The sequence below is a fragment of the Pseudomonas sp. MIS38 genome, assembly GCF_019891575.1.
GTDB lineage: Bacteria > Pseudomonadota > Gammaproteobacteria > Pseudomonadales > Pseudomonadaceae > Aquipseudomonas > Aquipseudomonas putida_A.
The window spans coordinates 93282-106651 of sequence record NZ_JAFLXF010000016.1; the positions used below are offsets into that span (position 1 = coordinate 93282).

The 13370-nt window shown below is 60.1% G+C and carries 14 protein-coding genes; 13 read left to right on the forward strand and 1 reads right to left on the reverse strand.

Annotated elements, in window-relative coordinates:
- Positions 1 to 54: 54 nt before the first annotated feature.
- The gene (gene mutS, locus J1G18_RS18590; protein ID WP_027611048.1) at positions 55 to 2637 is read right to left on the reverse strand and encodes a DNA mismatch repair protein MutS; all 2583 of its coding nucleotides are present in this window, start codon (positions 2635 to 2637) and stop codon (positions 55 to 57) included.
- A gap of 200 nt (positions 2638 to 2837) precedes the next feature.
- Here mutS and J1G18_RS18595 point away from each other — a divergent pair, with 200 nt between their 5' ends.
- The 13 genes from J1G18_RS18595 (at position 2838) to J1G18_RS18655 (ending at position 13348) form a co-directional block, all read left to right on the forward strand.
- Positions 2838 to 3581: a helix-turn-helix transcriptional regulator gene (locus J1G18_RS18595; protein ID WP_202369560.1), complete on the forward strand. Its 744-nt coding sequence runs from the start codon at positions 2838 to 2840 to the stop codon at positions 3579 to 3581.
- Positions 3582 to 4107: 526 nt separating this feature from the next.
- On the forward strand, positions 4108 to 4449 hold the full coding sequence (locus tag J1G18_RS18600) for a phage holin family protein (RefSeq protein ID WP_003222183.1): 342 nt from the start codon (positions 4108 to 4110) through the stop codon (positions 4447 to 4449).
- A gap of 72 nt (positions 4450 to 4521) precedes the next feature.
- Positions 4522 to 5043 carry a hypothetical protein gene (locus J1G18_RS18605; protein WP_223008238.1) on the forward strand — a complete coding sequence of 174 codons (522 nt, stop codon included), beginning with the start codon at positions 4522 to 4524 and terminating at the stop codon, positions 5041 to 5043.
- 3 nt (positions 5044 to 5046) lie between these two features.
- Positions 5047 to 5655, forward strand: coding sequence for a phage baseplate assembly protein V (locus tag J1G18_RS18610; protein WP_223008239.1), 609 nt, complete (start codon positions 5047 to 5049; stop codon positions 5653 to 5655).
- Positions 5656 to 5669: 14 nt separating this feature from the next.
- Positions 5670 to 6002: a phage baseplate protein gene (locus J1G18_RS18615; protein WP_223008240.1), complete on the forward strand. Its 333-nt coding sequence runs from the start codon at positions 5670 to 5672 to the stop codon at positions 6000 to 6002.
- On the forward strand, positions 5999 to 6994 hold the full coding sequence (locus J1G18_RS18620; RefSeq protein WP_134785553.1) for a baseplate J/gp47 family protein: 996 nt from the start codon (positions 5999 to 6001) through the stop codon (positions 6992 to 6994). The genes J1G18_RS18615 and J1G18_RS18620 overlap by 4 nt, the downstream gene beginning before the upstream one ends.
- Positions 6991 to 7626, forward strand: a complete 636-nt coding sequence (locus tag J1G18_RS18625; RefSeq protein WP_134785554.1) for a phage tail protein I — start codon at positions 6991 to 6993, stop codon at positions 7624 to 7626. Before J1G18_RS18620 ends, J1G18_RS18625 begins: the two co-directional genes overlap by 4 nt.
- Positions 7627 to 10095 (forward strand): phage tail protein, encoded by a 2469-nt coding sequence (locus J1G18_RS18630; protein ID WP_223008241.1) that lies wholly within the window; start codon positions 7627 to 7629, stop codon positions 10093 to 10095.
- A 9-nt stretch (positions 10096 to 10104) separates the two neighbouring features.
- The gene (locus J1G18_RS18635) at positions 10105 to 10650 is read left to right on the forward strand and encodes a DUF4376 domain-containing protein (RefSeq protein WP_223008242.1); all 546 of its coding nucleotides are present in this window, start codon (positions 10105 to 10107) and stop codon (positions 10648 to 10650) included.
- A gap of 101 nt (positions 10651 to 10751) precedes the next feature.
- The gene (locus J1G18_RS18640) at positions 10752 to 10937 is read left to right on the forward strand and encodes a hypothetical protein (protein ID WP_047291936.1); all 186 of its coding nucleotides are present in this window, start codon (positions 10752 to 10754) and stop codon (positions 10935 to 10937) included.
- Positions 10938 to 10939: 2 nt separating this feature from the next.
- Entirely contained in the window at positions 10940 to 12106 is a 1167-nt protein-coding gene (locus J1G18_RS18645; RefSeq protein ID WP_047291938.1) for a tail protein, read from the forward strand.
- A complete protein-coding gene (locus J1G18_RS18650) occupies positions 12106 to 12612 on the forward strand; it encodes a phage major tail tube protein (protein ID WP_007908799.1) in 507 nt (168 codons plus the stop codon). Before J1G18_RS18645 ends, J1G18_RS18650 begins: the two co-directional genes overlap by 1 nt.
- 154 nt (positions 12613 to 12766) lie before the next feature.
- Positions 12767 to 13348: a phage tail assembly protein gene (locus tag J1G18_RS18655; RefSeq protein WP_027611060.1), complete on the forward strand. Its 582-nt coding sequence runs from the start codon at positions 12767 to 12769 to the stop codon at positions 13346 to 13348.
- Positions 13349 to 13370 lie beyond the last annotated feature (22 nt).

Consider the following 13370-nt stretch of genomic DNA (forward strand, 5'->3'; position numbering starts at 1 on the left):
GCGCGAGATTCTAACAGCTTGAAGCCGTTTGCGTTATATCCGGTTCTTTGCTGCTTAGATCCGGTTCTTAAGTGCATATAACAATTCGAGCGCTCGACGCGGGGTCAGGTCATCGAGATCCACTTTCGCCAACTCATCGAGCACTGGATGCGGCAGGCTGGCAAACATGTCGCTCTGCTGCGGGACCGCCGGTTTGCCTTTGACGGCAGGCTTGGGCGCTTCATGCGGCAATGCGGTGTCTTCCAGTCGGCTCAGGTGCTCCCGGGCCCGCACGATCACTTCACTCGGCACGCCGGCCAGTTGCGCCACCGCCAGGCCGTAGCTCTGGCTGGCAGGCCCCGGCAACACATGGTGCAGGAACACGATGCGCTCGTTGTGCTCGGTGGCGTTGAGGTGCACGTTAGCCACCAAAGGTTCGGCTTCCGGCAGCACAGTCAGTTCGAAATAGTGCGTAGCGAATAGAGTATAGGCACGCAGATGCGCCAGACGCTCGGCGGCGGCCCATGCCAGGGACAGACCGTCGAAGGTGCTGGTGCCGCGACCGACTTCGTCCATCAGCACCAGGCTGCGCTCGGTGGCGTTGTGCAGAATGTTGGCGGTTTCGCTCATCTCGACCATGAAGGTCGAACGGCCGCCGGCCAGGTCGTCGCTGGAGCCGATCCGGGTGAAGATCCGGTCCACCAGCGACAACTCGCAACTGGCCGCCGGCACGAAGCTGCCGATATGCGCCAGCAGCACGATCAATGCGGTTTGGCGCATGTAGGTGGATTTACCACCCATGTTCGGGCCGGTGATCACCAGCATCCGGGTGTTGTCATCCAGGCTCAGGTCATTGGCCACGAACGGCGTAGTCAGCACCTGCTCGACCACCGGGTGACGCCCTTGGGTGATGCGCATGCACGGCTCGCTGACAAAACGCGGGCAGTTCAGGTCAAGGTTCAGCGCACGTTCGGCGAGGTTGCTCAGCACGTCCAGCTCGGCCAATGCGCCGGCAGTGTCCTGCAGCGGTGGCAACTGGCTGATCAGGTCTTCCAGCAGCGCCTCGTAGAGCATTTTCTCGCGAGCGAGGGCACGGCTCTTGGCCGAGAGCGCCTTGTCTTCGAATTCTTTCAGCTCGGGCGTGATGAAACGCTCGGCGCCCTTGAGCGTCTGGCGACGGATGTAGTCTGCCGGAGCCGATTCCGCCTGCTTGCTCGGCAGTTCGATGAAGTAGCCGTGAATACGGTTATAGCCAACTTTCAGGTTGGCCAGACCGGTGCGGGCCTTTTCCCGGGCTTCCAGATCGATAAGGAACTGGCCGGCGTTTTCGCTCAGCGATTGCAACTCGTCGAGTTCGCTGTCGTAACCGGTTTTCAGCACGCCGCCGTCGCGGATCACCGCTGGCGGGTTGTCGATGATGGCTTTTTCCAGCAGCGCCGCCAGTTCCGGGTAGGTGCTGGTGGTAGTCGCCAGGCGTTGCAGGTGCGGTGCTTCGAGGTCGGTCATCGCCACTTGCAATTGCGGCAGGGCACCGAGGGCATCGCGCAGGCGAGCGAGGTCACGAGGGCGCGCATTGCGCAGACCGATACGCGCGAGAATCCGCTCGATGTCGCCGATTTCCTTCAGCTGTGGCTGGAGTTTTTCGAAGCGGTAGCCATCGAGCAGACAAGTGATTGAGGTCTGCCGCGCCAGCAGCACGGTCAGATCGCGCAGCGGACGGTTCAGCCAACGGGTCAGCAAACGGCTGCCCATGGCGGTCTGGCAGCGATCAACCACCGATTGCAGGGTGTTGTCGCGACCACCAGCCAGGTTAGTGTCGAGTTCGAGGTTGCGGCGGCTCGCGCCGTCGAGCACCACGGTGTCGTCCAGACGCTCATGGCGCAGGCTGCGCAGATGGGGCAGGGCGGTGCGCTGGGTTTCCTTGGCGTAGGCCAGCAGGCAACCGGCGGCGCCGATGGCCAGGGTCAGGGTTTCACAACCGAAGCCTTTCAGGTCTTGTGTGGAAAACTGCTGGCAGAGACTTTTCAGCGCCGAATCACGCTCGAAATCCCACGGCGCGCGACGACGCACACCACGGCGTTTTTCCGCTGGCAGGTCTTTCGGCCAATCGTCCGGGATCAGCAGTTCCACCGGGTTGACTCGCTCCAGCTCCGCCAGCAGGTTTTCCCAGCCCTTGATCTCGAGCACAGTGAAGTTGCCGCTGGTGATGTCCAGCACTGCCAGACCGAACAGGCGCTCGTCGCCTAGCACGGCGGCAATCAGGTTGTCGCGGCGTTCATCGAGCAGCGCTTCGTCGCTGACCGTGCCCGGTGTGATGATACGCACGACCTGACGTTCGACCGGACCCTTGCTGGTGGCCGGATCGCCGACCTGCTCGCAGATCACCACCGACTCACCGAGCTTGACCAGTTTCGCCAGGTAACCTTCCGCGGCGTGGTAAGGAATCCCGCACATCGGGATCGCTTGCCCCGCCGACTGACCGCGCGCGGTCAGAGTGATGTCGAGCAACTTGGCCGCCTTCTTCGCGTCTTCATAGAAGATCTCGTAGAAGTCGCCCATGCGATAGAACATCAGCTGATCCGGGTGCTGATTCTTCAGGCGCCAGTATTGCTGCATCATCGGGGTGTGGGAGGACAGGTCGGAGACGGCTTTATTCATCGGATTGTCAGGTAACTCGTTAAATGATGTAGGGCAAAAGCGAGGGCAACCGCCGGGCTTTTCCGCGATGGGCGCAAGGTTACCATGGGCGGTCGGCTCGACGCAGGCATGACGGCCGGCTGACACTTTCTGCGTTTAATTGTGATTTATGCACGATTTATGCAAATCAGCATTTGTCTTCGGAAAAAACTTCAAGCACTATGCGCGTTATGCAAAAACGCAACGTATCCTCCGTCTTAAGAGCACTGCTCGACCAGCACGGGATCTCCCCCACGGAGCTCCACCGTCGCACCGGCGTGCCTCAATCAACGCTCTCGCGGATTCTCAGCGGGAAGATCGTCGATCCTTCGGATAAACATATCTCGAAGATCGCCGAATACTTCAATGTGAGCACCGATCAATTGCGTGGCCGCGCCGATGTGGCGATCGCGACCGGTGGCGCGCGCGATGACGTGCATGCGGAACTCAAGGACATAAGCCTGTGGGACGACGATACCCCTGTCGATGACGACGAGGTGTCGGTGCCCTTTCTTCGTGAGGTTGAATTGGCTGCTGGATCAGGAAGATTCGTCATCGAAGAGAGCGAACGCTCTAGCCTGCGCTTCGGCAAGCGCAGCCTGCGCCACAACGGTGTGCAGTTCGACCAGGCCAAATGCGTGACGGTGCGCGGTAACAGCATGATGCCGGTGTTGCGTGACGGCGCCACGGTCGGAGTCAATGCCGGCAAGTGCGGCATCGGCGATATCATCGATGGCGATCTGTACGCGATCAACCACAACGGTCAGTTGCGCGTGAAGCAGCTCTATCGTCTGCCGACCGGCATCCGTCTGCGCAGCTTCAACCGCGATGAACATCCGGACGAGGACTACAGCTTCCAGGACATGCAGGAAGAGCAGATCGTCATCCTCGGTCACGTTTTCTGGTGGGGCATGTACGCTCGATAGGTACTCCCCTTCGCATAAAACCCGCCTCATGGCGGGTTTTTTTTCGCCTGAACAAAACCCTCGGCGCCTTGATTTATGCGGTCTGCATGCGTCCGTGCATTTCTCGCGCATAAATAAATGCATTTATGCATTGACTGTATATGCATCCATGCATATTCTTGCCACCAAGCCGCTCGACAAAGCGGCTGGCAACAACAGCTCTTTAGTTCCACAAGAACAGGCAGCGATGAACCGGCCTCAACGGTTCAGAGGGTTGGCAACTGACCCGGGTGTGCAGCGTAAAGCACCAAGAGCAGTTATCCGGCGGGCAGGGACCGCGGTCGGAAAAACAATTTGAATGGACTCGTACCGCGCCAGTAGCGCCGAAAAGTCAGCTTCCTTCTCGGATACAGGATTTGAAGGAAGGCGAAGGAGCGCATTACTGAAAAGCCCGGCCTCAACGCCGGGCTTTTCGGAATGCCTACCTGAAGAGACATCGCTTGAACCCAACACACAACACTCATCAACTAGAACCAGGAGGCGTGACATGACAAACGAGCAACAAGCGTTGGCGGACATGCCGATCTGGCTGGTCATCCTCCTTGCCGTGGTGGGCGGGGTGTCCGGCGAAATGTGGCGCGCCGACAAGGAGGGCGCCCGTGGCTGGTCATTGCTGCGGCGTCTGGCCCTGCGCTCCGGCGCCTGCATGATCTGCGGCGTCTCGGCGATCATGCTGCTGTACGCCGCCGGGCTATCCATCTGGGCCGCTGGTGCCTTCGGTTGCCTGACCGCCATGGCCGGGGCCGACGTGGCCATCGGTCTGTACGAACGCTGGGCCGCCAAGCGCATCGGCGTCTGCGAAGTTCCCCCGCCGCGCGATCCCCAGTAACTCAACACTTTCCTGCCTCGCTGCAACTGATGCGGCGGGGCTGCGCGTGGACAATTGAAAAGGAGGTCATGCATGCCCGTACCGATCCAGCAGCCTTCGCAGCTGTTCACGGCGATGGCGACAACCCTGCGCAACAGCGCCGGCCTGAATCTGCAGGTCGGCAATCATGACGACTTCACAACACCCGGTGCTCTGGCCTGGGCATTGATCGACTTTGATCGCAATGCACAGGGAGTGCGCTCCGCTGATGGGCGCATTGCTCATGTCATGACGGTGTCGCTGCAAGTCATTCCGGCACTCTCCGCCAGTGCATTTGCCGCCTGCGATCTGATCGCCGTGCTGAAAAACCTGATCACCGACAACCGTTGGGGCCTGCCCGGCGCTCAATGTGATCTGCCGATGAACATTGATGGTTTGCCGTCAGTGCTCACACGCGCCGATCAGCAATACAAGGCTTGGACCCTGACTTTCACCCAGACCCTCTATCTCGGCCCGACCTTGCTCGACGACCCGCTCGGCACGCCGAAATTCGCCCGTACCTGGGAAGTCAGCAATATCGACGACCCGGACCAATACACCGCGCTGGAGGCCTGACCGATGTTCGACGCATTACTGCGCATGCAATTGGGCCCGATCATCGAGCGGCTGGCGGAGATGGAAGCGGAGATCGACGACCTGCACCGCCGCGCCGAGAGTTTCTGTCGCATCGGCGTCTGTCAGGCAGTCGATGCGGCGAGCAACACCTGCCAGGTCAGTCACGGTGGACTGCTGACGCCGGCGATCAAGTTCTTCAACCCGAGCGCCGGGGCGCAGAGCGAATCGCGGATTCCGAGCGTCGGCGAACAGTGTCTGCTGTTCAATTACGGCAGCGGTGAAAGCGGGGCGCAAAGTGTGGCGTTGTTCGGCTTGAACAGTGACCGGTTTCCACCCGTTTCCAATGTGCCGACGTTGACTCGCCGCGTACATCAGGACGGTAGCGAAAGCGGCTACGACGACGCCACGCATACCCTGCATTGGCAAAACGGCCCTGCCGCATTCAGTGGCTCTCGCGAGTCGCTTGCACTGAGCATCGGCCCGGCGCAACTGACGATGACGCCGCAGCTGATCAGCCTGCAACTGGGCGGCGTCGGCCTGAGCATCGACGCCTCGGGCGTGCACTTCAGCGGCCCGTTGGTGGATCACCAGGGCCGCGTCATCAGCCCCTGAATCAAGAGCTTCCCATGATCGGAATCGATAGAGACTCCGGGGCCACGGTCGACGACTGGCTGCAGTTTGTGCAGCGCGCGACCCGGGCCCTGACCACGCCGCTGGGCACCCGGCAAAAAAAGCCCCTTTATGGCTCGCTGATCCCCACGCTGCTGGGGCAGAACCTCGGTGACGACGTTCTGCTTCTGGCCCAGAGCCACGCGGCTCAGGCGTTCTACAACGCGCAGAACGGGATCAGCGATTTTCAGCCGAGCGTGATCGTCGCCAGCCGTCAGGGCGCCGGTCTGCTGCTGCGTTTCGCCGGCACCTGGAAAAACCGTCAACAGACCTTCGAGGTAGTGACATGAGCATGTTGATCCCCGGCCAGAACCAATTGGCCGAACCGGCGCTGATCACCGTCGACGCCTTCGAAGACCTGCTCGCCGAGTTCAAGACCTTCGTCGTCGAGTACGTCGGCGCCCGAGCGCCCGAAAGCGCGGCGAAACTCAAGACCAGCCTCGACAACGAGAGCGAACTGCTGACCCTGGCGCTTGAGGCTTTCTGCGTGCGCCTGCAAACCCACGAACGCAAATACAACGCCCGCATCAAGCAGATGCTGGCGTGGTGGGCGACCGGCAGCAACCTCGATGCACGGCTGGCGGACATGGGCCTGGAGCGACAGTTGCTCGATGCGGGTGACCCGGCAGCCTTCCCGCCAATACCACCGATTTATGAAAGTGATGACGACGCCCGGCTGCGCTATTACCTGGCGCCGCATGCCCCGGCAGCGGGCTCGCGAATGCAGTATCGCCGCGAGGTATTCACCCTCGGTGAACGGCCAACGGTGAAGGTCGAATCCAGCGATGCTGGCGTGGTGAGTGTCACCTACACCTTCAACCCTGATGGCCTTGCGGCACAGGTCAAGGACGGCAACGGTCGGCGTACTGCGCCGGGCGAAGTGCAGGTCACGGTGTTGTCGCGAGACGGCGATGGCACTCCGTCTGCAGCGTTGCTGGATGGCGTTCGTCAGCACTTCGCCCGCCCTGATGTGCGACCGGAAACCGATCTGGTCACGGTCAAGGCAGCCGACATTCAGCGCTACAAGATTCGTGTCGTGGCCAAGATCAATTCCGGTCCCGATTCGGGCCTGACCAAAGTCGCCGCGCAACAGCAATTGCAGGCCTACGCCGACAGTTGCCATCGCCTCGAAGGGCGGGTCGATCCGAGCTGGATCGACTACACGTTGCACAGCGCCGGCGCCGTACAACTGCAGATTCTTGAACCGCTGGCGCCGATCGTCACCACTGCGTTTCAGGCACCGTACTGCACGGCGGTCGAGGTCGAGGTGCTGACGCTATGAATGAGCCAACGCATAGCCCGACGTTGCTGCCGGCCAACAGCTCGGCACTCGAACGTGGATTGGATCTGGGCTTTGGCGCACTGCTTGATCGCATCGCGCCGCCGTTCCCCGAACTGATGAACCCGAGCGAAACGCCGGTCGCATTTCTGCCGTATCTGGCAGCGGATCGCGGTGTCGCCGAATGGAGCACCAGCGCACCGGAAGCGGAAAAGCGCCTGACCGTCGAACTGGCCTGGCCCACCGCGCGGCAGGCCGGCACTCGCAAGGCGCTGGAGAACGCGGCCAAGGGTTTGCAACTGCGCCCCGAAGTCCGCGCCTGGTACGAACAGACGCCTCCCGGCGTGCCTTACAGCTTCAGGGTGCGCGCTTTCAGCGATCAACCCTACAGCGCAGAAATCGACGCCCGTCTCGACCGGCGTCTGGCTGATGCCAAGAGCGAGCGGGACATCCTTTCGGTGACGGTTGGCTTGAGCGCGTTCGGCAGCCACTCCATCGCCGCCGCGACTTTCTGCGGTGAGCTGACCACGGTTTATCCAGTGTTCATCGAAGGGCTCGAAACCTCTGGCGAGGCGTTCATGGCCGCCGCGATGTACACCGTCGAAACATCCACTATTTATCCTCAGGGGGCCTGAATGGCTGACTATTACACCCTGCTCACCAACGCAGGGATTGCCTACGAAACGGCGTGCAAGGCCGCGGGCGTGCCGATCAAGTTGACGCAGATTTCTGTCGGCGACGGCGGCGGCGCGGTCTACAACCCGGCCGCGACCGCCACCGCGCTGAAACGCGAAGTCTGGCGCGGGCCGCTCAATGCCCTGTTCCAGGACGAAAAGAACCCGAGCTGGCTGCTCGCCGAAGTGACCATTCCGCCGGACGTTGGCGGTTGGTACGTGCGTGAAGCCGGGCTGTGGACCGACACCGGGATTCTCTACGCCATCGTCAAATATCCGGAGTCGTTCAAACCGGTTCTGGCGACTTCGGGCTCGGGCAAAGAGTTCTACATTCGCTCGATTTTCGAGACCAGCAATGCATCCCTGGTGACGCTGCTGATCGACGACACCGTGGTCAAGGCCACCCGTGCCTGGGTCATGAGTTATCTGGCCGAAGAACTCGGCAAACTCGATGGCAAGCAATCGGTGCGCGTTGCGGCCTCCACCAACATCGTGTTGAACGGTGCGCAGCAGATCGACGGTGTCGCCGTGATTTCCGGCGACCGTGTGCTGCTGGCGAACCAGACCCTGGCCAAGGACAACGGCCTGTGGATCGTGGCTAACGGTGACTGGGTGCGGGCGACTGATGCCAATACCAGCGCCAAGGTCACGCCGGGCCTGACGGTCATGGTCGAGGAGGGTACGGCGAACGGCGATTCGCTGTGGCACCTGACCACGAATGCGCCGATTACCCTTGGCACTACTGCGCTGACGTTCAAGATGTTGGCGGGGCGCACAGGGATTGCTGCCGGCACTTACAAGAGTCTGACCGTTGATGAGTATGGTCGGGCGACTGCCGGGGCCAATCCTGAAACGCTGGCCGGGTTCGGGATCAAGGATTCCTACACCAAGGCTGAAGTCGAAGCTTTGATTGCCAAGGCATCGGCGTTGCCTGTGGGTTCGATTGTTGCGTTCCCGGTGGATGCACCGCCGCCGGGTTTTCTGGAGCTGGATAACAGCGTCAAGAGCAGCGCGACTTACCCGGACTTGAGCGCTTATCTGGGTGGCAAGTTCAATAAGGGCGATGAGGGTGTCGGGAATTTCCGTTTGCCGGAAGCGCGAGGTGAGTTCCTGCGTGGTTGGGATCATGGGCGTGGGGTGGATGCGGGGCGAGGTGTTGGCACGTATCAGACTGATGACTTCAAGTCGCACAATCATCCGCCACTAAGTAATCGCCCTGGTTTCATGAGTAATGAGTATCCGACGATTCAGGCGTATCACGGAACGAGTTCATCTGGTGCTCCGACGTACTCGGGAGAAGGGCAGCAGATGGCTACCACTGGAGTCCGAGGTGGTGCCGAAACTCGGCCCCGTAACGTCGCTGTCATGTGGTGCATCAAAGCCTGGAACGCCCCGGTCAATCAGGGAACCATCGATGTAGCCGCACTGGCCAAGGAAGTCGAACGACTCAAATCCGCCGTTCCGGTGGGGGCGGTTCTGGCATTCCCGACCGGGATCGTTGCGCCGGGTTATCTGGAGCTGGATGGTAGCGTGCAGAGCATTGCGACTTATCCGGATCTGGCGGCGTTTCTCGGCAGCACCTACAACAAGGGAGACGAGGGGATAGGCAATTTCCGGCTACCGGATTCACGTGGCGAATTCTTGCGTGGTTGGGATCATGGGCGCGGTGTTGACGCTGGCCGGACAATCGGCAGTTGGCAAAAAGCGACGTTGGTTGCACACGATGCAGTTACCTCGACTGGGCAGGCCATCCAGGCTGCAGTCTCATCGTGGAAGCTCAATCCAGACAGTACCGGGAAGTCTCACCCGGTACTTGGGGGCGACGTTGCGTCTGCGGCCGATTATCCAGCCGCCTTCTTTTCTTCTGGCGAAATCAATTCCGCTGTCTCGCTGAATCAGGCGGCGCTTTTTACAGAGGGGCACTTAGTTGGCACCCGCCCGCGCAACCTGGCAGTGATGTGGTGCATAAAAGCCTGGAACGCACCGGTCAATCAAGGAAGCGTTGATATCGCGGCGCTAGCCGTTCTGGGGCAACAAGCGACCGAAATCAAACAAGGCACGGCTAAAGTTTCAACCCAAGAGCAGACCGACGCTGGTGCTGACGACAGCACAATCGTGACGCCTAAAAAACTGCGCTGGGGCTTTCAAATCCTCAAAGCTATCAACGGTTACATCATTTTCCCGTCGTGGCTCGGTGGCTTAATTATTCAGTGGGGCAGGGTCTCTGGAAATGGTGGTACGGATATCACCACTGCCTTCCCGATCGCTTTTCCAAATGCCATGTACAGCTTGAATGCCACCTTGAACTACACGCCTGGCTCTGCAGTGAACGGGTATGTGGACGTCGGCGTGTCAAATCTCAATGCATTTTATGGAAAACATACATTTCCTGGGGTCACCGTCTTCCATTGGGTTGCGGTGGGTAGTTAAGGAGAGATCATGAAATACGCACTGTTTGACGAAAATTCGAACTTGCAAACCTGTCTGATCGAAGGGGTTCATCAGATCCCCGTCTCAGCAGTGAAAATCGACCAAAACCTGTTTCTCAGGTTGACGCAAGAAACCGATGGTATCTGGCGTCAAGTGGACGACGAGATTATCAAGCAGCCTTTTTCACAAGTGGCTCCTGACTATGCGCAAAGGATCGCTGCGGAGCGTTACGAACGCGAGGATTCTGCTGTGTCAGTGGACGGTCTGTCGATCGCGACCTCGCGCGAAAGCGCAGGGCTGATCTACGGCGCTGGACTCTCGGCGATGCTTGATCCTGACTATCGCTGCAATTTCAAAACACTCGAAGGTTTCATAGAAATTGGAGCGCAGCAGATTCTTACAATTGCGAAAGCTGTCAGGGCGCACGTCCAGGCTTGCTTCGACCGTGAGTTGGCGCTGCTTCAAGCTGTCGAGGCAGGCACTTACTCGGATGAAATGCTCAAGGAAGGTTGGCCGGATTCCGTGCCAATAACTCCAATCCCCGCGCTCCAATAAACGCCCCGAACCCGGGGCGTTTTCTTACCCGCCAAAAAACATTTCAACACCCGCCAAGCCCCTCCCCACGAGGGGCTTTCCCGTTTATGGAGAAACGAAAAATGGCAACCCGCCAAACCTACACCGTGCTCGTCCCATTCCCCACCGGCGGTGGGCACTGGTCGAGCGTCGGTCAAGACCTTGATCTGCTCGACGTCGAGGCCAGTGCCCTGCACAGCGCCGGTCGACTGGAACTGAAAACACCTACCACCCAGGCCAAAAAGGCCGCTGCCAAGAAGGCTGACTGAACATGGCTGAGGTTTTGAACTTCGAGCACAACGGCATTACCGTCAATGCCACCGAATCCCCCGAGGCCATGGGTGGCCTGGGTGACAACGTCATCGGTCTGGTCGGCACCGCGCCGAAAGCCGATCCGCTGATTCCGCGCAACGCACCGTTCCGCATCAACAGCTTCACCACTCACGCGCTGCTCGATCCGACCGGCGCCGAAGAGGGCACGCTGTATCACGCGGTTTACCAGATCCTCAAAGTGGTCAAGGTGCCGGTCTACGTGGTGATCGTCGAAGCGGGCGCGACCCCGGCCGACACCGTCAACGCAGTGATCGGCGGTGTCGATCCAACCACCGGCCGCAAGCTCGGTCTGGCGGCACTGGGCAGTGTCCCGGAAGACCTGACCATCATCGGCGCGCCAGGCTTCACCGGCACCAAAGCGGTGGCCAGCGAGTTCGCCTCGTTCGGCAAGCGCATCAAGGCCCGTGTGGTGCTGGACGGCAAGGATGCCTCGGTCGCAGATCAAGTGACTTACAGCCAGGAACTGGGCGGCGCCGACCTAGGCTTCGACCGTTGCCTGGTGGTGCACAACATGCCCGCCGTGTACTCGAAAGCCGCGAAGAAAAACGTCTTCCTCGCGCCGTCCAGCCTGGCGATTGCCGCGCTGGCCAAGGTCAAGCAGTGGGAGAGCCCGGGCAACCAGGTGACCTACGCCGAAGACGTGTCCCGCGTCGTTGAATACAACATCCTCGACACCTCCACCGAAGGCGATCTGCTCAACCGCTACGGCGTGAGCTACTACGCCCGCACCGTGCTCGGTGGCTTCTCGCTGCTGGGTAACCGTTCGATTACCGGCAAGTTCATCAGCTACGTCGGCCTTGAAGATGCGATCAGCCGCAAGCTGGTCAAGGCCGGCCAGAAAGCCATGGCGAAGAACCTGACCAAGTCGTTCATGGATCAGGAGGTCAAGCGCATCAACGACTGGCTGCAGACCCTGGTCGCCGACGAAACCATTCCTGGCGGCAGCGTGTACCTGCACCCGGAACTCAACAGCGTCGAGAAGTACAAGAACGGCACCTGGTACGTGGTCATCGACTACGGCCGCTACGCGCCGAACGAACACATGGTTTATCAACTCAACGCCCGCGATGAAATCATCGAGCAGTTCCTGGAGGACGTTCTCTAATGTTTACCAACCGCGTAAGACAGGCCATCGCGGCCACCCTGCAAGGCCTGCCGCTGTCGGCGACCGTGGAGGAATTCACCCCGCCGAAAATCGATTTCGACATGGAAAACATGACGGGCGGGCGCTTCATCGTTGAGGAAATGGCCAAGAGTGCCAAGCCGCTGAATGCTCAGATCAAGCTGCAGGGCACGGGCGCCGAAGTGTTGCTCGCCATGGGTGTGAAATTGGGCGACGACATTCTGCTGAACGTGCGTGAAGCCGGTCAGGATCAGGACGGCAACACCTGGTTTACCTATCACACCATCGGCGGCAAGCTCAAAACCATGGGTGAAGACGCAATCAAAATGGGCGGCAAAGCCCTGACGACGCTGGACTTCTCGTGCCGCACCTACAACCGCCTGGAAAACGGCATCCCGGTGATCGACATCGACGTGCGCACCCAGAAGTTCGTGCTCAACGGCGTCGACATCCTCGGTGATGCGCGCCGTGCGGTGCTGATGCCGTAACCCTCGATACACCCCAAACCCTGTAGGAGTGAGCCTGCTCGCGATGAGGCCAGCACATTCAACATCAATGTGCCTGAAAGACCGCCATCGCGAGCAGGCTCACTCCTACAAGGGGATTGCTACACCCCCTCAAGAATCACCAAGGAATTCATACATGTCGTGGATGCCACCCAAGCATGACCTGCTGTCGCCGATCACCGGTGACGACGGCGCGCAGATCGAGCAGATCCAGCTCAAGCCGCTGTTCTACGCCGCACAGAAAGAAGCGCTGGAACGCGCCGGCGATGATGAAGACGATCAGTTCTTCGAACTGGCGCTGCTCGCCACCGGCCTGTCGGTCAAGGAACTCGACCAGCTGAAACGCCCGGACTACGTGAGCATCGCCCAGTACGTGCACGAGATGTCGACCCGTCCGGCGTCGTACTTTCTGGAGCAGGTCGAAGACGCGGAAAAGTCCGACGATCCTGACGAAGTGCAGCTGCTGCAACCGCTCGCCGTGACTGGCCGCACCGTGACCTCGCTGTCGCTGGAAATGCCCGCACTGCGCGCCACCAAAGTGATGAAAAAACTGAAAACGGCCAAAGAACGCGCCGAGTTCATCACTGCCCATTGCACCGGTCTGATGATCCCCGATCTGGCCCAGCTGAGCGTCCCTGACTGGACCCAATTGCAGGTGCGCATCGACGATTTTTTAAACCAGCCGGCGGCCTACTTTCGGAACGCGACATCGAAGTAATCCTCGATATCGTCCCGCTCAT